Annotated in this window: 16 protein-coding genes; 8 read left to right on the plus strand and 8 right to left on the minus strand. The window is 73.5% G+C overall.

What is annotated here, in order from left to right:
* Nucleotides 1-3: 3 nt before the first annotated feature.
* Entirely contained in the window at nt 4-486 is a 483-nt protein-coding gene (locus ACFOWE_RS25070) for a cation:proton antiporter regulatory subunit (protein WP_377291910.1), read from the minus strand.
* Nucleotides 487-644: 158 nt separating this feature from the next.
* On the opposite strand from ACFOWE_RS25070, the gene ACFOWE_RS25075 reads away from it, so the two are divergent.
* Nucleotides 645-1,859, plus strand: coding sequence for a saccharopine dehydrogenase family protein (locus ACFOWE_RS25075; protein ID WP_377291912.1), 1,215 nt, complete (start codon nt 645-647; stop codon nt 1,857-1,859).
* Between the two features lie 71 nt (nt 1,860-1,930).
* Here ACFOWE_RS25075 and pflA read toward each other — a convergent pair whose 3' ends face one another.
* The 3 genes from pflA to ACFOWE_RS25090 form a co-directional block, all read right to left on the minus strand.
* The gene (pflA, locus tag ACFOWE_RS25080; RefSeq protein WP_377291914.1) at nt 1,931-2,746 is read right to left on the minus strand and encodes a pyruvate formate-lyase-activating protein; all 816 of its coding nucleotides are present in this window, start codon (nt 2,744-2,746) and stop codon (nt 1,931-1,933) included.
* Nucleotides 2,747-2,756: 10 nt separating this feature from the next.
* Nucleotides 2,757-5,018 (minus strand): formate C-acetyltransferase, encoded by a 2,262-nt coding sequence (gene pflB, locus ACFOWE_RS25085; RefSeq protein WP_377291916.1) that lies wholly within the window; start codon nt 5,016-5,018, stop codon nt 2,757-2,759.
* A gap of 230 nt (nt 5,019-5,248) precedes the next feature.
* On the minus strand, nt 5,249-6,208 hold the full coding sequence (locus ACFOWE_RS25090) for an Acg family FMN-binding oxidoreductase (RefSeq protein WP_377291918.1): 960 nt from the start codon (nt 6,206-6,208) through the stop codon (nt 5,249-5,251).
* Between the two features lie 255 nt (nt 6,209-6,463).
* Between ACFOWE_RS25090 and ACFOWE_RS25095 the strand changes: the two genes are divergently transcribed.
* Nucleotides 6,464-8,155 carry a sensor histidine kinase gene (locus ACFOWE_RS25095; protein WP_377291920.1) on the plus strand — a complete coding sequence of 564 codons (1,692 nt, stop codon included), beginning with the start codon at nt 6,464-6,466 and terminating at the stop codon, nt 8,153-8,155.
* A 126-nt stretch (nt 8,156-8,281) separates the two neighbouring features.
* Here ACFOWE_RS25095 and ACFOWE_RS25100 read toward each other — a convergent pair whose 3' ends face one another.
* The 3 genes from ACFOWE_RS25100 to ACFOWE_RS25110 all read right to left on the minus strand — a co-directional run bounded on the left by ACFOWE_RS25100 (nt 8,282) and on the right by ACFOWE_RS25110 (nt 10,220).
* Nucleotides 8,282-8,713: a pyridoxamine 5'-phosphate oxidase family protein gene (locus tag ACFOWE_RS25100; RefSeq protein WP_377291922.1), complete on the minus strand. Its 432-nt coding sequence runs from the start codon at nt 8,711-8,713 to the stop codon at nt 8,282-8,284.
* Nucleotides 8,714-8,743: 30 nt separating this feature from the next.
* Nucleotides 8,744-9,412: a response regulator gene (locus ACFOWE_RS25105; RefSeq protein ID WP_377291924.1), complete on the minus strand. Its 669-nt coding sequence runs from the start codon at nt 9,410-9,412 to the stop codon at nt 8,744-8,746.
* A 133-nt stretch (nt 9,413-9,545) separates the two neighbouring features.
* Nucleotides 9,546-10,220, minus strand: coding sequence for a helix-turn-helix domain-containing protein (locus tag ACFOWE_RS25110; protein ID WP_377291926.1), 675 nt, complete (start codon nt 10,218-10,220; stop codon nt 9,546-9,548).
* Between the two features lie 295 nt (nt 10,221-10,515).
* On the opposite strand from ACFOWE_RS25110, the gene ACFOWE_RS25115 reads away from it, so the two are divergent.
* The 5 genes from ACFOWE_RS25115 to ACFOWE_RS25135 all read left to right on the plus strand — a co-directional run bounded on the left by ACFOWE_RS25115 (nt 10,516) and on the right by ACFOWE_RS25135 (nt 16,173).
* A complete protein-coding gene (locus ACFOWE_RS25115; RefSeq protein WP_377291928.1) occupies nt 10,516-11,736 on the plus strand; it encodes a hypothetical protein in 1,221 nt (406 codons plus the stop codon).
* Nucleotides 11,737-11,789: 53 nt separating this feature from the next.
* Entirely contained in the window at nt 11,790-13,193 is a 1,404-nt protein-coding gene (locus ACFOWE_RS25120) for a cytochrome ubiquinol oxidase subunit I (RefSeq protein ID WP_377291929.1), read from the plus strand.
* 10 nt (nt 13,194-13,203) lie between these two features.
* Nucleotides 13,204-14,202 carry a cytochrome d ubiquinol oxidase subunit II gene (gene cydB / locus ACFOWE_RS25125; protein ID WP_377291930.1) on the plus strand — a complete coding sequence of 333 codons (999 nt, stop codon included), beginning with the start codon at nt 13,204-13,206 and terminating at the stop codon, nt 14,200-14,202.
* A 285-nt stretch (nt 14,203-14,487) separates the two neighbouring features.
* Entirely contained in the window at nt 14,488-15,156 is a 669-nt protein-coding gene (locus ACFOWE_RS25130; RefSeq protein WP_377291931.1) for a CBS domain-containing protein, read from the plus strand.
* Nucleotides 15,157-15,165: 9 nt separating this feature from the next.
* The gene (locus ACFOWE_RS25135; protein WP_377291932.1) at nt 15,166-16,173 is read left to right on the plus strand and encodes an Acg family FMN-binding oxidoreductase; all 1,008 of its coding nucleotides are present in this window, start codon (nt 15,166-15,168) and stop codon (nt 16,171-16,173) included.
* 9 nt (nt 16,174-16,182) lie between these two features.
* Here the strand turns inward: ACFOWE_RS25135 and ACFOWE_RS25140 are convergent, their stop codons facing one another.
* Complete coding sequence (locus tag ACFOWE_RS25140) at nt 16,183-16,731, minus strand: hypothetical protein (protein WP_377291933.1); 549 nt, start codon at nt 16,729-16,731, stop codon at nt 16,183-16,185.
* An 89-nt stretch (nt 16,732-16,820) separates the two neighbouring features.
* Between ACFOWE_RS25140 and ACFOWE_RS25145 the strand changes: the two genes are divergently transcribed.
* Nucleotides 16,821-17,576 (plus strand): MOSC domain-containing protein, encoded by a 756-nt coding sequence (locus tag ACFOWE_RS25145; RefSeq protein ID WP_377291935.1) that lies wholly within the window; start codon nt 16,821-16,823, stop codon nt 17,574-17,576.
* Nucleotides 17,577-17,643 lie beyond the last annotated feature (67 nt).

A 17,643-nucleotide genomic window follows, 5' to 3' on the forward strand; every position in this document is an offset into this window, starting at 1 on the left:
CCCTCAGCCGTGGGTGACGATGTCGGCGACGGCGGACGTGCTCTCCGGGCTGCCCACGACGACCACGATGTCCTCGGCCTCCAGCCTGAAGTCCGGGGCCGGGCTGGCCACGACCTGCCCGGAGCGGACCACGGCCACGATGGAGGCGCCGGTGCGCGAGCGCACCCGGGCGTCGCCCATCGGCCGCCCGGCGTACGGCGAGCCGGCCGTGATCGGGAACTGCAGGCTGACCAGGCCCTCGACCTCCTCGTGCAGGGCGTTGAGGCGCTGCACGATGCGCGGGGCGCCGAGCAGCTCGACCAGCGCGTCGGCCTCCTCGTCGGTCAGCTTGACCGTCTCGCAGGCCCGGTCCGGGTCGTGCTTGTCGTAGATCACCAGGTCGCGACGGCCCGTCCGGTGGGAGACGACCCCGACCCGGCGGCCGGAGCGCGTGGTGAACTCGTGCCGCAGTCCGATCCCCGGCAACGCCGTCTGTTCGATGTCCACCGCGCCGATCCTCCGCATGTCCGTGTACGGGCTGTTTCCCGGAAACCTACCAATCATCGCGCTCAGGTGCCGAACGGCCCATCGGCGCCGGAACCGGGCCGGTGCCCGGATCCGGCGGGATCTTGCGTGCGGGCGCCGCCGGGGGGAAGGCTTCCCCCATGCCTGACGACCGCCCCCACGACCGCCCCGACGACCGCCCCCACGACCGCCCCCACGACCGCCCCCACGACCGTCCGTACGACCTCGTGCTGTTCGGCGCCACCGGGTTCACCGGCGCGCTCACCGCGGAGTACCTCGCCCGTGCCGCAGGTCCGGACTGCCGCTGGGCGCTGGCCGGCCGGAACCGGGCGAAGCTCGAGGAGATCGCCGCGCGGATCGGCCTGCCGGAGCTGCCGCTGCTCCACGCCGACGCGACCGACCCGGCCTCCCTGGCCGGGGCCGCCCGCTCCGCCCGGGTGGTCGCCACCACCGTGGGCCCCTACATCGCCCGCGGCGAGCCGCTGGCCGCCGCCTGCGCCGAGGCCGGCACCCACTACGCCGACATCACCGGCGAGCCGGAGTTCGTCGACCTGGTCTTCGCCCGCCACCACGCGCGGGCGCGCCGGACCGGCGCCAAGCTCGTGCACGCCTGCGGGTTCGACTCCGTCCCGCACGACCTGGGCGTGCACTTCACCGTCCGGCAGCTGCCCGAGGGCGTGCCGCTCCGCGTCGACGGGTACGTGCGCGGGGGCGGGCGGCCGTCGGGCGGCACCGTGCACTCGGCCGTCACCGTGCTGGCCCGGGCCCGGCAGAGCGCGCGGGCCGCGCGCGAGCGGCGGGCGCTGGAGGAGCGCCCGGCCGGGCGCAGGGTGCGGGGCCTGCCCGGCACGCCGCACCGGGTGGGCGGCTGGGCGCTCCCGCTGCCCACGCTCGACCCGATGATCGTCGCCCGCTCGGCCCGCGCGCTGGAGCGCTACGGCCCGGACTTCACCTACCGCCACCACGTGGCGGTCCGGACCCTGCCCGGCGCGCTCGGCCTGGCCGCGGGCGCCGGGGCGCTGGCCGTGCTCGCACAGATCCCACCGGCGCGGGCGGCGCTGCTGGAGCGCTTCCGGCCCGGCGACGGCCCCACCCCCGAGCAGCGGGCCGCCGGCTGGTTCAAGGTGACCTTCGACGGGCGCGGCGGGGGCGAGCGCGTCGTCACCGAGGTCGCCGGCGGCGACCCCGGCTACGGCGAGACCGCGAAGATGCTCGGCGAGGCGGCGCTCTGCCTGGCCTTCGACGACCTGCCGGAGACCGCGGGCCAGACGACCACCGCCGCGGCGATGGGGGAGGCGCTGACCGCCCGGCTGGAGCGGGCGGGCATCACCTTCCGGGTCCTGTCCCGCCGCTGACCCCGGTCCCCGCCGCGGGGGGAGAGGGGGACGGCGGCCCGCCGTCCTCCTCTTTCGCGTGATCCGGCCGCTCAGCGGCTGCGCACCCCGTGGGCGCGGAACTGCGCGTGCACCCGCTCCAGCAGCTCGGCCGAGGGCGGCTCGGTGCCGGGCAGCGGGTACGGCAGGCCGAGCCGGCCGTACTTGCTCTCGGCCATCCGGTGGTAGGGAAGGACGTCGACGTGCTCGACGTTGGGCAGGGTCGCGACGAAGGCGGCCAGGCCGTCGACGTTCTCCTCGGCGTCGGTCAGGCCCGGCACCAGGACGAACCGGACCCAGGTGGGGCGCTCCAGCTCGGCCAGGCGGCGCGCGAAGCGGACCGTGGGGTCGAGGTCGCGCGTGGTGACCTTCCGGTAGGTCGCCGGGTTCCACGACTTGATGTCGAGCAGGACGAGGTCGGTGTCGGCCAGCAGGGCGTCGCTCGCCCGGTGGCCGAGGTAGCCGGAGGTGTCCAGCGCCGTGTGCAGGCCCAGCTCGCGGCAGCGGCGCAGGATCTCGCCGGTGAAGACCGGCTGCATGAGGGGCTCGCCGCCGCTGACGGTGACGCCGCCGCCGGCGATCTGGACGAACCGGCGGTAGCGCTCGGCGCGGGCCACCAGCTCGTCGACCGTGGTGCGGGTGCCGTCCCGCATCCGCCAGGTGTCGGGGTTGTGGCAGTACAGGCAGCGCAGCGGGCACCCGGAGGTGAACACCACGAAGCGGGTGCCGGGCCCGTCCACTCCCGTGGAGATGTCCCAGGAGTGGACGGAGCCGATGACCGGCTCGCTGCCGGCCGGGGTCCCGGCCGGGGCCGGGGCCCCGGTGGGGATCACGGTGGGGATCACGGCCGGGAGCGCGGTCGGGGTCACGGCCGGGACCTCAGACGGAACCGTGGAAGGTGCGGTTGATGACATCGAGCTGCTGCTCTCGGGTGAGGCGGACGAAGTTGACGGCGTAGCCGGAGACGCGGATGGTCAGCTGCGGGTACTTCTCCGGGTGCTCCATCGCGTCCAGCAGGGTCTCGCGGTTCAGGACGTTGACGTTCATGTGGAAGCCGCCGCCGTCGAAGTAGCCGTCGAGCACGCCCGCGAGGTTGGCGATCCGCTCGGAGGCGGTGCGGCCCAGCCCGGCCGGCGTCACCGTGTTGGTGAGCGAGATGCCGTCCTTGGCCTGGTCGTAGGGGAGCTTGGCGACCGAGAGCGCGGAGGCGACCATGCCGTGCTTGTCGCGGCCGTTCATCGGGTTGGCGCCGGGCGCGAACGGCTCGCCCTTGCGGCGGCCGTCGGGGGTGTTGCCGGTGTGCTTGCCGTACACCACGTTGGAGGTGATGGTCAGCACCGACTGGGTGTGCTCGGCGTCGCGGTAGGACGGGTAGGCGCGGATCTTGTCCATGAAGCTCCGCACGAGCCCGGCGGCGATGTCGTCGACCCGGTCGTCGTCGTTGCCGAAGGCCGGGAAGTCGCCCTCGACGACGTAGTCGACCGCCAGGCCGGTCTCGTCGCGGATCACCCGCACGCCCCCGTACTTGATGGCCGACAGGCTGTCGGCGGCCACCGAGAGGCCGGCGATGCCGCAGGCGAGGGTGCGCTTGACCGGGTAGTCGTGCAGCGCCATCTCGACGCGCTCGTAGGCGTACTTGTCGTGCATGTAGTGGATGACGTTGAGCGCGTCGACGTAGGTCTCGGCGAGCCAGTCCATCATCCGGTCCAGGGCCGCGGCGACCTCGGCGTAGGAGAGGTACTCGCCGGTGACGGGCGGGTGGGCGGGGCCGATCTGCTCGCCGGTGATCTCGTCGCGGCCGCCGTTGATCGCGTACAGCAGCGTCTTGGCGAGGTTGACCCGGGCGCCGAAGAACTGCATCTGCCTGCCCACCGGCATCGCGGAGACGCAGCAGGCGATGGCGGTGTCGTCCCCGTACTCCGGCCGGAGCAGCTCGTCGTTCTCGTACTGGATCGAGCTGGTCTCGATGGAGGTGCGGGTGCAGAACCGCTTGAAGCCCTCCGGCAGGTCGGGCGACCAGAGCACGGTCAGGTTGGGCTCGGGCGCGGGCCCGAGGTTGTGCAGCGTCTGCAGGAACCGGAAGCTCGTCCGGGTGACCAGGGTCCGGCCGTCGCGGCCCATGCCGCCGATCGACTCGGTGACCCAGGTCGGGTCGCCGGAGAAGAGCTGGTCGTACTCGGGGGTGCGCAGGAAGCGCACGATCCGCAGCTTGATCACGAAGTCGTCGACCAGCTCCTGGGCCCGGGTCTCGTCGATCACGCCCTCGGCGATGTCGCGCTCGAGGTAGACGTCGAGGAAGGTGGAGGTGCGGCCCAGCGACATGGCGGCGCCGTTCTGCTCCTTGACCGCGGCGAGGTAGCCGAAGTACAGCCACTGGATCGCCTCCTGCGCGGTGGAGGCGGGGCCGGAGACGTCGAAGCCGTAGGAGGCGGCCATCTGCTTGAGCTCGCCCAGCGCGCGGATCTGCTCGGCCAGCTCCTCCCGGTCGCGGATGACGTCCGCGGTGGAGGGCGCCTCGTCGAGGGTGCGCACCTCGGCCTGCTTGGCCGCGATCAACTGATCTACACCGTAAAGGGCAACACGCCGGTAGTCGCCGATGATCCGGCCGCGGCCGTAGGCGTCGGGCAGGCCGGTGACGATGTGCGAGCGGCGGGCGGCGCGGATGCGCGAGGTGTAGGCGTCGAAGACGCCGTCGTTGTGCGTCTTGCGGTACTTGGTGAAGATCTCCTTCACCTTCGGGTCGAGCGTGTACCCGTAGGCCTTCAGGCCGTTCTCGACCATCCGCAGGCCGCCGTTCGGCATGATCGCCCGCTTCAGCGGGGCGTCGGTCTGCAGGCCGACGATCAGCTCGCGCTCCCGGTCGATGTAGCCGGGGGCGTGTGCGGTGATCGAGGAGGGGGTCGAGACGTCCACGTCGTGGATCCCACGCTCCCGCTCCTCGGGGAAGATCGCGGTCAGGCGGTTCCAGACGGCCAGCGTGCGCTCCGTCGGGCCGGCCAGGAAACCCTCGTCGCCGGTGTACGGCGTGTAGTTGGCCCGGACGAAGTCGCGCACGTCGACGGCCGAGCACCAGATGCCCGGGCGGAACCCCCGCCAAGCACCCTGCTGGGCCACCGCTCCGGTCTCGGTCGTCATGCTCATCGTGGAACCTCCTGGGCGATTCGTCCTACGTTTCTATGGTCGGCCGGCGGAGGGGGTCCGGGCCGGAGGAAGACGTCACCAGGGGCCGGGACCTTTGTCACGAGAAGGCCGCTGCACGAGAAGGCCGCTGCACGAGAAGGCCGCTGCACGAGAAGGCCGCTGCACGAGAAGGCCGCGAGCGCCGCCTCCGCAGGCCGCGCTCGCGGCCGGGCCGCCGTGCCCCCGCTCGCTCACGCGGCGCTGAGGATCTCCGGCGCGGGCCGGCGGGGCGCCCGCGGTACGGCGGGCCCGTAGCCGAGCCGGACGATCATCTGGGGGTGGCCGCGGTGGTGCCGCGGGTCGGTGTGCCCGCGCATGTCGCGCAGGTCCAGCGGCTGGTTGAGGAACGAGGCGGAGACGCCGTACAGGGTGGCGGTCAGCAGCATCCGCTGCAGCGCCTGGCCGGCGCGGAGCCAGTCCTGCGGCCCGTCGCCGGACGTGGTCACCACGACGAGCTGGGGGTGCGTCTCGAAACGGGCCGTCTCCCTGGCCACCCAGGTGAAGCTCCGCACGGGCACCGTGTCGCCGACCGGGCGCGGTCCCTGGACGTAGGGCGGGACACCGTCGCAGTGCAGCCCTCCTCCGCCGGTCCAGTGGGTGAGCTCGGCCCGGTACTCGGGGTCGCTCGCGAGCCGCTCGTCGGCCATGGCGACCTCGTCCAGGAGCGAGGCGGACGCCGGGCCGCCGACGGGGACCAGCTCCGCGCCCTCGATCCGGACCGCCCGGACCAGCTCCTCCATGACCTGCGCCGGGAGGCGTTCGTCGGAGAACGGGTGGCGGTTGGTCCGCCGCTCCTTGATGGCGCCGTACAGCTCGTGTTCGGCGGGTGAGGCGAGCGAGGCCTCCACCGGGCGGACCGCGGCGAGCAGGGTGGACCCGTCGGAGGCGGGCAGCGGCCAGGAGACCGGCCGCCAGCCGGCCACGCGCATCGCCAGGCGGAGGTTGAACAGCGCCGCGCCGCAGCTGATGTGCAGGGAGCGGCCGCGCGGGTCGGTCGCGGGCAGTCTGCGGTCCGGGTCCGCGTGGAGTTCGATGTGCTCCCTGCGGCGGACGTTGAAGCGCCACGGCTGGGTGTTGAGCACTGACGGGGCGGCCCCCGCGGCGGTGACGAGCCGTCGCACGCCGGCATGGGTGGAGAGTGGGTTGAGCATGGCGGAACCTCCTTCTGAAGTCGAGGCTGACGCACCCGTGGCGGAGCGGTGCAGGGCCGAAGGTCCCTACGGCGGGGGACCTCGGGACCAGGTGCGGCCGTCCCCCTGCGAACCACGGGCGCTCCGGTGGCCCTTCACGGGAGAGCGCCCGCCCCCGGAAGGGAGAAAAGGGGGCGGGTGCCTGTCTTTTGAGCCTCCGGGCCCGGATGGAAGACTTGAGGGGTGGGTCTGCCTGACGGACGGGAGGGGACGGGCGTGGGCGAGAGATCTCTGCTTCCGCACATGCGGCTGGACGACCTGCTGTCGGAGCTGCATGACCGGCTGGAGACGGTGCTCGCCACCCGCGACCGGGTGCACGCCCTGCTGGAGGCCGTGGTCTCGGTGGGCAGCGACCTCGACCTGGAGACGGTGCTGCGCCGCATCACCGAGGCGGCGGCCGCGCTGGCCGACGCCCGCTACGGGGCGCTCGGCGTGATCGGCGAGGGCGGCACGCTGGAGCGCTTCATCCCGGTCGGCCTCACCGAGGACGAGATCGCCGCCATCGAGCACTGGCCGCACGGCAAGGGCCTGCTCGGCCTGCTCATCAAGGAGCCGCGGCCGCTGCGCCTGGCCGACCTCGCCGAGCACCCCGACTCCTACGGCTTCCCCGAGGGCCACCCGCCGATGCGCTCCTTCCTGGGCGTGCCGGTCCGGGTGCGCGAGGAGGTGTTCGGCAACCTCTACCTGACCGAGAAGCGCGGCGGCGGGCAGTTCGAGGAGGAGGACGAGGCCGTCGTCAACGCGCTGGCCGCCGCGGCCGGCGTGGCGATCGAGAACGCCCGCCTGTACGAGGAGACCCGCCGCAGGGAGGACTGGCTGCGGGTCTCGTCGGAGGTGACCACCAGCCTGCTCTCCGGCGACGAGCCGGAGGAGGTGCTCACCGCCATGGCCCGGCGGGTCCGGGAGCTGACGCAGGCCGACACGGTCACGGTGAGCTTCCCGCACGGCGACGCGGTGCGCATCGAGATCGCCGAGGGCTTCGGCGACCGGGAGCTGCGCGGGCGGGACATGCCCGTGGACCGGTCGCTGGCGGGCGTCGTACTGCGCACCGGCGAGTCGCAGAGCGCACTCGACCTGCGGGAGCTGATGGGCCACCCGGAGCACCTGGCGGAGGTGCCGCTCGGCCCGGCCATCGCCGTACCGCTCGGCGGGACCGGGGGCGCCCGCGGCGTGCTGGGGCTGGCCAAGCGGAACGGGGCGCCGCCCTTCAACGAGGGCGACCTGAGGATGGCGGAGTCCCTGGCCGGGCAGGCGGCGATCTCGCTGGAGCTGGCCGACGCGCGCCGCGACGCCGAGCGGCTGGGCCTGCTGGAGGACCGCGACCGGATCGCCAAGGACCTGCACGACGTGGTGATCCAGCGGTTGTTCGCGGTCGCGATGACGCTGATGAGCACGGTCCGCATGGTGGACGACCCGGGCGCGTCGGCCCGGCTGCAGCACGCGGTGGACGAGCTGGACCAGACCATCAAGGAGATCCGCTCCACGATCTTCGCGCTGCAGACGCCGCAGGCCGGGCCGGCCCGCAGCCTCCGCGGCCGGGTGACGGAACTGGTGGAGGCCTCCCGTGAGCAGCTCGGCTTCATGCCGGGCATCCGGCTGGAGGGACCGCTGGACAACACGGTCCCCGACGAGGTGGGCGAGCAACTGCGGGCGGTGCTGCGCGAGGCGCTGTCCAACATCGCGCGCCACGCCCGTGCGAGCAGGGCCCAGGTGCTGGTCGAGGCGGCCGGCGGCACGTTGCTGCTGGAGGTGGCCGACAACGGGGTCGGCCTGCCCGAGGGCGGGCGCCGCAGCGGCCTGCGCAACCTGGCGGACCGGGCCGAGCGCCTGGGCGGGGAGTTCACCGCCGGGCGCGCCGAGGGTGGCGGCACCCTGCTGCGCTGGCGGGTGCCGCTCGCCCGGGGATGAGAGGACCGCCCCCTGCCGGTGCGGACGGGACGCGCGAGGTGGGCCGCACGGACGGGGACGGCGCGGACCCGGCGCGGGACGGGGATGGGGACGGCGCGGACCCGCTGGGGGACGGGGCGGCGCGGCTCAGGGGTGCGTGCAGACCCGGCGGCCGGACACCTGCTCGATCGGGAGCACGATGTAGTGGTCCGCCCCGCCTGCCGGCTCCGCGGTCCGGGACGTCCACGGGGCCAGCGGGAGGCGGGCCAGCCGGCTGACCTCGTGGACGTCCCCGACCGCGTGCGCCTGGCCGACGACGGTCACCGACCAGCCGGTCCGGCCGTCGGAGTCGAACACGTCGGCCTCCAGGGCCACGATGGTGTCGCGCACCGCGGCGGCCAGCTTGGAGCCGGCGGCGGTCCGGATCACCAGGGTGTCGCCGTCCAGCGTGTAGTTGACCGGCTGGATGGCGGGAAGCGCCCGGTCGGTGAAGACGATGCGCCCGAGCGGCGTGGACGCCAGGAGCTGTATGCATTCGGCGCGGGAGAGCACCCGGAGGCCGGCCGAGTCGACTTTCATGCCTTCAGCATCGTCCGGCCCCGGCCGCTCTCACCAGGGACGAAGGTCTCCCCGCTCCCCGCGTTCGGCCTTCAGCCGGGTGACCAAAGCCGCGGCCTGGGTGCGCCGCTGCATGTCGAGCTTGCCGAGCAGGTTGGAGACGTAGTTCTTGACCGTCTTCTCCGCCAGGAACATCCGCTCGCCGATCTGGCGGTTGGTCAGCCCCTCGCCGATCAGGTCCAGGATCTGCCGCTCCTGCGGTGAGAGCGCGGCGAGAGGGTCCTTCCGGCTCTCCTGGTCGCGCAGGCGCGCCAGCATGGACGCGGTCGTCTGCGGGTCCAGCAGCGACTGCCCCGACGCCACGGTGCGCACGGCGCCGACCAGGTCGGAGCCGTGGATCTGCTTGAGGACGTATCCCGACGCGCCCGCCATCACCGAGTCGAACAGCGCGTCGTCGTCGGCGAACGAGGTCAGCATCAGGCACGCCAGCTCCGGCCTGCGGGAGCGGACCTCCCGGCAGACGTCGACGCCGCTCCCGTCGGGCAGGCGCACGTCCAGCACCGCGACGTCCGGCTGGAGCGCGGTGATGCGGGTGATGGCGGACTCCGCGGTCCCGGCCTCCCCGACGACCTCGATGTCGTCCTCGGAGTCGAGAAGCGCCGCGACGCCGCGCCGTACCACCTCGTGGTCGTCCACGAGGACCACGCGAATCACATCCATGCCGTCAGCTCTCCTCACCTCGACCACGGGCGGCCGGAACCTTCCGGCCGGCCCTCTCTTCGACGGTAGACCATCGGAGCCCGGCGAGGCGATCCGCACCCGGCCGGGAGAGCGCCCCGGGCCGGGGAGCGGGTCACAGGCCGTGCCGGATGCGGCGGCCGGAGACCTCGGTGGGGACGATCTTAATGTAGAGGCCGCGCTCGCCACCCGCCCACGGGTGCACGCCCGCGGCCTCCACGGCGGACTGCTCGTCGGGGGAGGAGACGAGGTGGGCGCCGCCCCGGACGACCACGCTCCAGCCCTCCCGGTTGGGGTCGTCGATCCGGTCGACCTCGAAGGCGATCTTGAACTCCACCCCTTCGGCCCCGGTGCGCAGGCCCTCGTCGATCGGCCCGCCGACGGAGGTACGGAAGATCACGGAGTTGTCGTGGAGCACGTAGTTGACCGGCAGGATCATGGGTCCGCCGGCGTCGTTGAAGGCCACCCGGCCGATGCCGCCGGGGAAGATCAGGTGCAGGCACTCGCTCCGGTCCAGCTTCTCCAGCAGGGGCGGAGAGGCGGAGGTCCCCTGCCCGGGCGGCAGGTCGACCGTGCCGCCGAGCAGTTCCTCCGGGGTGGTCTCCAGCGCCGTGGCCAGCTGGTGCACGGTCTCGCCGGTCGGGGAGGCGGCGGCCTCCTCCAGATAGGCGAGGTAGCCGGGGTCGATCCCGGCCCGCTCGGCCAGCAGCTCCCGGCTGAGGCCGAGGGACTCGCGCCGGGCGGCGACCCGGCGGCCGAGGTCGCCGGGGGCCGTGATGCGTTCGGTCATCGGAGTCTCCCAACGAGAGGCGGATGACGGGCGGAGCCGTCCCGGACACGGGAACGCCCGGGTCCCGGGCGCTGCGACCCGGATCACTTGCGGACCTCCCCCCGCCCACGTGACTCTAACCCGCGCTCCGGCCGCGGGCGGGCCGTCATGATCGACCGCCATCGTAGGGCAGGTGGGGCGCCTCGCACGTCCGAGGGTCGAAAGGTCCCGGCACGACGGGTCTTTCGGCCCCTGCGCCGGGCGCCGGGCGCGGGGTCGAATGGAGGACGGACCGCTGGAGGATGACGAGGATGACATGGTGATGCACCGGCCGCTCGCGCACCGGCCGTCCGCGCCCGCGCCCGTCCCCGGGCCCTGCACAGGACCGGCCACCGGGTCCGGTGACGGGCGCGGCGGCGGGTCCGGCGGCGGGTCCGGCACAGGGGGGCTGCCGGAGGCGTTGCGCGACCGCCTGGTGGCCCCGGTCGTCCGCCGGCTGCTCCGCTCCTCCCTGCACGACCTGCTGAGCGGCTCGGTGGTCCTGGTGACGGTGCGGGACCGCAGGACCGGCAGGGAGGCCACCGTGCCGGCGGACTACGTGGCCCGTGGCGGCGAGCTGCTGCTGGTCAGCCGCCGGAGCGAGCGGTGGTGGCACGACCTGGACGGCGGCCCGGACGGCGGGGCCCCGGTCCGCGTGCTGCTGCGGGGCCGCTGGTGGGAGGGGACCGCGAGCGTGTCCCACGACCCGCACCGGGTCGCGGAGACCCTGCTGGAGATGGCCGCGGCCCCCGGCCGTCCCGCGGGAGCCGCCCGGCCCGCCCGGGCCCGTGACGGCGTGGGGATCCGCATCCGCCTGGACCGCCCGGCCGTGGCGGAGCCGTACGGCACGGGCTCGCGGCGGGGACTGTGGCGGCGCTGGTTCCTGGCCGCCACGGCGGGGGAGGCCGCCGGGCTCGTGCTGCCCGCCGCGGTCGCGGCGCTACTGCTCGTCTCCGGAGCGGTCGGGCCGCTGCTGCGGGCCCCGGTGCTGATCCTGGCGGGAGCGGGGGCGGGGATCCTGCTCGGGCTCGGCCAGGCCTTCGCGCTGCGCACCGCGCTGCCGGCCGTGCCGACGGGGGTGTGGGTGCGGGCGACCGCGGCCGGGGCGGTGCTCGCCTGGTCGGTCGGCGCGGTCCCGGTGACGCTCGGCGGAGGGCCGCCGGTCGTCCCCTGGCCGGTCCTCGCCGCCGGGTGTACGGCCATGGCGGTGTCCGTGGGGCTGTTGCAGTGGAGTGTGCTCCGCGGGCACCTGGGGCGGGCGTGGTGGTGGATCCCGGCGAGCGCCGCCGGCCGGTGCGCGGGCCTGGCCGCCGCCGCCCTGGTGACCGCCCCGCTCCGGCGGCCCGGCCCGCCTCCGCCGCTCGCGGTGCTCACCGGGTCGCTCGGCGTGCTCGCCATGGCCGCCGCGGTGGCCGCGGTCACAGGGGTGGTGCTGGTGGTCCTGGTGAGGAGAGGACCAAGGTCCCACCGGCGGGGGACCGCTGTCCCTACGGCTTGATTCCGGTCTATCGGGACTATTGGGGATGAAATTACTCTTGAGACGGAGTCCCCATGGACGTCTTGGACCTGTCCCGGTGGCAGTTCGGGATCACGACGGTCTACCACTTTCTGTTCGTCCCGCTGACGATCGGCCTGTCGATCATCGTCGCGGGCCTGCAGACCGCCTGGCACCGTACGAAGAACCCCGCCTACCTGCGGCTGACGAAGTTCTGGGGCAAGCTCTTCCTGATCAACTTCGCGATGGGCGTGGTCACCGGAATCGTGCAGGAGTTCCAGTTCGGGATGAACTGGAGCGAGTACTCGCGCTTCGTCGGTGACGTCTTCGGCGCCCCGCTGGCGATGGAAGGGCTCATGGCCTTCTTCCTGGAGTCCACCTTCCTCGGACTGTGGATCTTCGGCTGGGACAGGCTCTCGCCCCGCCTCCACCTCGCGACGATCTGGCTGGCCGCGATCGGCACGAACCTGTCCGCCTACTTCATCCTGGCGGCCAACTCCTGGATGCAGCACCCGGTCGGCTACCGGATCAACGAGCAGACCGGCCGTGCCGAGCTCACCGACATCTGGGCGGTGCTCACCAACGTCACCACCCTGGCGACCTTCCCGCACGTCATCTTCGGCGCGTTCGTCACCGCCGGCGCCTTCGTCCTCGGCGTCAGCGCCTGGAAGCTGCTGAAGAAGAAGGACGTCGAGCTGTTCCGCGCCTCGGCGCGGATCGCGATGGCCGTCACCCTCGTCGCCTCGGCCGGCGTCGCCCTCAGCGGCCACTGGCAGGCGCAGATCATGACCGAGCAGCAGCCGATGAAGATGGCCGCCGCCGAGGCGCTCTGGGAGGACGAGAAGTCCGCCGGGTTCTCGCTGTTCGCCGTCGGCGATGTGGAGAACGGCCGCAACCACGTCAACATCCAGATCCCGTACGGCCTCAGCCTGCTGGCCACCAACACCCTGGACGGCGAGGTCGAGGGCATCAACGACGTCCAGGCCCGCTACGAGGCCCTCTACGGCCCCGGGGACTACAAGCCCAGCATCGGCCTGGCCTACTGGACCTTCCGCCTGATGATCGGCTTCGGCGTGCTGGCCGGGCTGCTCGCCCTGGCCGGGCTCTGGCTCACCCGCCGCGGCCGGCTCCCGAGCAGCCCGTGGTTCTACCGGATCGCCGTCCTCGGCATCGGCCTGCCGTTCCTCGCCAACTCACTGGGCTGGATCTTCACCGAGATGGGCCGCCAGCCGTGGACCGTCTACGGGATCATGACCACCGCCTCGGCGGTCTCGCCCGGCGTGGACGTCGCCGAGGTCGCCACCACGCTGGTCGGTTTCACCCTGCTCTACGGGGTGCTCGCGGTGATCGAGATCCGGCTCCTGCTCAAGTTCATCAAGATCGGTCCCGTGGAAGGGGTGACCGGGTCCGGCGACGAGTCCGAGACCGGGACCGGCACCACCCCCGCGCTCTCCTACTGAGGATCCCCCCATGGAACTCACCACCGTCTGGTTCCTGCTCATCGCCGTCCTGTGGATCGGCTACTTCGTCCTGGAGGGCTTCGACTTCGGCGTCGGCATCCTGCTGCCGCTGGTCAGCCGGGACGAGACCGACCGCAGGACCGTCCTGGCCACCATCGGCCCCGTCTGGGACGGCAACGAGGTCTGGCTGCTGGTCGCCGGCGGCGCCACCTTCGCCGCCTTCCCCGAGTGGTACGCCACCCTGTTCAGCGGCTTCTACCTGCCGCTCTTCCTCATCCTCGTCGCCCTCATCCTGCGCGGCGTGGCCATCGAGTACCGCAACAAGAGCGACGGCACCCGGGGCTGGGACCGCTCCCTGTTCTTCGGCTCGCTGCTGCCGGCCCTGCTGTGGGGCGTGGCGTTCGCCAACATCGTCCGCGGCGTGCCGCTCGACGCCGACCACGAGTACACCGGCTCGCTGCTCACCCTGCTCAACCCCTACGCCCTGCTGGGCGGCCTGGCCACGCTGACGCTGTTCACCCTGCACGGCGCGCTCTTCCTGGCGCTGCGCACCGAGGGCGAGCTGCGCGCCCGCGCGGTGGGCTGGGTCAAGAAGGCCGGTGCGGCCGCGCTGGTCGCCGGCGGCGCCTTCCTGGTGATCACCCAGGTCATGCTCGGCAAGCCGGCCACCTGGGCCACCGCCGCGCTGGCCGCGCTCGGCATCGCCGGCGCGCTCCTGGCGACCCTGCGCGGCCGGGACGGCTGGGCCTTCACCGCGAACGCGGTGGCGATCCTCGCGGTGACCGTCACCCTCTTCGGCAACCTGTGGCCGAACGTGATGCCCGCGCTCGACCCGGCCAACAGCCTGACCGTGACCAACGCCTCCTCCACGCCCTACACGCTCACGGTGATGACCTGGGTCGCGGCCGTCTTCACCCCCGTGGTCCTGGCCTACCAGGGCTGGACGTACTGGGTGTTCCGCAAGCGCGTGACCCGGGGCAGGACGCAGGCCCCGGCGCCGACCGCCTGATCCCGGCACGGGCCCGGAGAGCCCGCGCGCGGCCCTCGCGGAAGTCCCGCGGGGCCGCCGCGGTCCCCATCCGGCGTCCCCAGGCGTCCCCAGGCGTCCCTCGGCGTCCCTCGGACGCTCTTCGGATATCCCTCGCATGCCCCTCCGGCGCCCCCGCGGCCGGTTGCGAAGGTCCCTCCCGTGAGGGACCTTCGGCGCTTATCCGGCCGGATCCGCCCGGGGATGCTGAGAGCAGGGAGGCCGACGTACGACAGGGCGCCGACCGGGAACCGAAGGAGAAGGACCATGAAGGTCAAGGACGTCATGGGCACGGCGGCGGTGGCCGTCCGGCCCGGCATGCCGTTCGCCGACCTCGTCGCCGTGATGCGCAGCCTCGAGACCAGCGCGGTCGTCGTCGTCGACGAGGAGCGGCGCCCGCTGGGCGTGGTGTCGGAGGACGACCTGCTGCTCAAGGAGATCGACCCGCCGGCTCCCGCGGGCTCCCTCTTCGAGGGCAGGGCCCGCCGCCGGGAGCACCGGAAGGCGGCCGGAGCCACGGCCGCGGAGCTGATGACCGCCCCGGCGATCACCGTCACGGAGGCCACCCCGGTCAGGGACGCGGCCCGGCTGATGCACGACCACCGCGTCAAGCAGCTGCCGGTGATCGACGCGCTGACCGGCAGGGTCGCCGGGACCGTCCGGCAGGGCGACCTGCTCAAGATCTTCAGCCGGCCGGCCGGAGAGATCGACCGTGAGATCACCGCCGTCTGCGAGCGCCTCCACGTCTCGAGGGAGTGGATGGACGTCGCCGTCGAGGCGGGCGTGGTCACCCTCACCGGCCGGATCGGCTTCCACTCGCAGATCCTGCCCCTCGTCGCCGCGATCCGCGCGATCGACGGCGTCCTCGCCGTCCAGGAAGACCTGGGCCACGAGGCGGACGACCTGATCCGGATCCCGCCCCTCTATCTGATGTGAGGTGCTGACATGACCGCTCACACAACGGAGACCCGCACGGCCGAGGAGATCGCCTTCACGCTCCGCAGGGCGGTGGAGGCCGCCGTGTGGGCGCCGTCGGTGCACAACACCCAGCCCTGGACCTTCACGATCGAGGGCGGGGAGATCCGCCTGGCCGCCGACCCCGACCGCAGGCTCACGATCGGCGACCCGGAGGGCCGCGAGCTCCTGATCGGCTGCGGGGCCGCTCTGCACAACGCCCGGCTCACCCTGCGCAGGCTCGGCTACGAGCCGCTGGTGCGCGTGCTGCCCGACCCCGACCGCCCCTCGCTGCTGGCGACGGTCCGGCCGGGCGAGGACGTGCGGCCCGACGAGCACACCCGGCTGCTGCACGCGCAGATCGAGCACCGCCGCACCCACCGGGCCGGCTTCACCGACCTGCCCGTCCCCGGCCGCCTGGTCGAGGACCTCGCCGACCAGGGGGCCGCCGAGGGCGCGCACCTGAGGGTGGTCCGCTCGGAGAGCACGGTCAAGGTGCTCTCCGCGCTCACCACCGCCGCGCAGGAGGTGCAGGCCCAGGACCGGGTCTTCAGCCTCGAGGTGGTCCGCTGGGCCCGCCCGCCGGGCAGCCCCCGCCGGGACGGCGTGCCCGCGCAGGGCTATCCCCGCCGGGCACGGCGGACCGATCCGCCCTTCGCCCAGCGCGACTACGCCCGCGGCCACGGCTGGGGCAACGACGCCGACCAGTTCGTCTCCACCTCCGCCGGGGTGGTGGCGGTGCTGACCACGCCGGGCGACTCCCGCACCGACTGGATCACGGCGGGCCAGGCGCTGCAGCGCGTGCTCCTGCACGCCTACGCCCACGGGATCAGCGCGGCCTTCCACAGCCAGGCGCTGGAGATGTTCCACCTGCGGGAGTTCGTCCGCCAGGAGCTCTGCTCCGGGGAGCACCCTCAGATGATCATGCGGCTGGGCTTCACCTTCGACGACACCCCGGGCGTCCGGCGCCCGCTGGAGGAGGTGCTGGAGGAGCGCTGAGACCGCGCCTCAGGCGCGGACGTGCTCCCAGGAGGGGTCGCGGTAGAGCACCACGGAGGTGCCGCGCAGCAGCTCGTCCGGGGCGGAGACCATGACGAGCTCGCCGGCGGCCTCCAGGCTCCGCAGGATGTCGCGGACGCGGGGGCCGACCGGCAGCCGGCCCACCGGCAGGCCGAGGACGTCCCGGACGGTGTCGGCGACCTCGGAGAGCCGGAACGGCCCGGACAGCGGGGCGATCAGCGTACGGACGATCTCAACGGTGATCGTGGTCTCGGCCTCGGCGTAGGCGAGCTGCCACTGCAGCTGCGCCCTGCGCCGGCCGCTGCCCGCGCAGGCCGTACAGGGCTGCGCGTAGCCGGGCACGATCTGCTCGCTGCCCGAGCCCAGGCAGGTCGTGCACTGGTCGGTCTCCATGGCGTGCAGTTCGGCCGCCGTGCGGTCGGGCAGCTGCTTGCCGCACGGGCAGAGATAGACCCGGAAGGCGCCGCCGACCACGTCCAGGTCGTCGGCGTCGTCGGGGATCTCCTCCCACAGCGCGGTGATCGTGTGTTCTCTCATGGTTCTGGCGACTCTACCGACCCGCCCGGGTACGGCGTGCGCCCGCCGTGCCCGGGCACGCGTGTCCGCCGTGTCGCTACGTTGGGGGCATGACGACGTACCAGGGGAGTGTCCGGCGGGTCCTGCGGTGGCCGGTGAAGTCGCTGCGGGGTGAGGAGATCGAGCAGGCGCGTCTCGACGACCGGGGCATGGCCGGGGACCGGGCCTACGCGCTGGTCGACGAGCGCGACGGACGTGAGGGGAAGGCGCTGACCGTGCGGCAGCGCCCGGAGACGCTCCACTGGAGCAGCGGCTACCCCGCCGGCGGCGCCGGCGACGGCACGGGTGGAGGCGCGACGCCGGCGCTGACGGGACCGGACGGCATCGTCTGGCGGTGGGACGACCCGGGCCTCGCCGGAGCGCTGGCCGCGTTCCTGGGCACCCCGCTGCGCCTGCGCGCCGCCGACGGGCAGCAGGACCGCGGGCCGACCGTGCTGGTGACGACCGAGGCCTCCCGTGCCGCGCTGGAGGAGGAGCTGGGGGCGCCGGTGGACCTGCTCAGGTTCCGGCCCAATCTGCACCTGGAGCTCGACGCGCCCGCCTTCGCCGAGGAGCGCTGGACGGACGGCACCGTGCTCACCGTGGGCGAGGCGGAGCTCGCGGTGACGGGGGAGAGGACGGGGCCGTGCATCCGGTGCGCGGTGCCCAGCTGGGACCCGGAGGGCCGGGAGCGCTGGCCGCAGCTGCAGAAGTGGCTGATAGAGGAGCACGAGAACAAGTTCGGCGTCATCGTGCGGGTGACCCGTCCCGGCGCCGTCCGGCGCGGCGACGGGGTGACGGTCCGCCCGGTCGCGGCCGGCGCGTAGGACCGGGACGGCCGGTCCCCGAGCCGTGCGGGGGCCGGTTCCCGAGCCGTGCGGGAACGACGACGGG

Source organism: Planomonospora corallina, assembly GCF_042650625.1.
GTDB classification, from domain to species: domain Bacteria; phylum Actinomycetota; class Actinomycetes; order Streptosporangiales; family Streptosporangiaceae; genus Planomonospora_B; species Planomonospora_B corallina.

Excerpts from the sequence above, each read along its gene's own strand:
- ACFOWE_RS25075 (WP_377291912.1), top strand. The coding sequence starts at position 645 with ATGCCTGACGACCGCCCCCACGACCGCCCCGACGACCGCCCCCACGAC.
- pflB (WP_377291916.1), bottom strand. The coding sequence starts at position 5,018 with ATGAGCATGACGACCGAGACCGGAGCGGTGGCCCAGCAGGGTGCTTGG.
- ACFOWE_RS25090 (WP_377291918.1), bottom strand. The coding sequence starts at position 6,208 with ATGCTCAACCCACTCTCCACCCATGCCGGCGTGCGACGGCTCGTCACC.
- ACFOWE_RS25100 (WP_377291922.1), bottom strand. The coding sequence starts at position 8,713 with ATGAAAGTCGACTCGGCCGGCCTCCGGGTGCTCTCCCGCGCCGAATGC.
- ACFOWE_RS25105 (WP_377291924.1), bottom strand. The coding sequence starts at position 9,412 with ATGGATGTGATTCGCGTGGTCCTCGTGGACGACCACGAGGTGGTACGG.
- ACFOWE_RS25110 (WP_377291926.1), bottom strand. The coding sequence starts at position 10,220 with ATGACCGAACGCATCACGGCCCCCGGCGACCTCGGCCGCCGGGTCGCC.
- ACFOWE_RS25115 (WP_377291928.1), top strand. The coding sequence starts at position 10,516 with ATGGTGATGCACCGGCCGCTCGCGCACCGGCCGTCCGCGCCCGCGCCC.
- ACFOWE_RS25120 (WP_377291929.1), top strand. The coding sequence starts at position 11,790 with ATGGACGTCTTGGACCTGTCCCGGTGGCAGTTCGGGATCACGACGGTC.
- cydB (WP_377291930.1), top strand. The coding sequence starts at position 13,204 with ATGGAACTCACCACCGTCTGGTTCCTGCTCATCGCCGTCCTGTGGATC.
- ACFOWE_RS25130 (WP_377291931.1), top strand. The coding sequence starts at position 14,488 with ATGAAGGTCAAGGACGTCATGGGCACGGCGGCGGTGGCCGTCCGGCCC.
- ACFOWE_RS25135 (WP_377291932.1), top strand. The coding sequence starts at position 15,166 with ATGACCGCTCACACAACGGAGACCCGCACGGCCGAGGAGATCGCCTTC.
- ACFOWE_RS25140 (WP_377291933.1), bottom strand. The coding sequence starts at position 16,731 with ATGAGAGAACACACGATCACCGCGCTGTGGGAGGAGATCCCCGACGAC.
- ACFOWE_RS25145 (WP_377291935.1), top strand. The coding sequence starts at position 16,821 with ATGACGACGTACCAGGGGAGTGTCCGGCGGGTCCTGCGGTGGCCGGTG.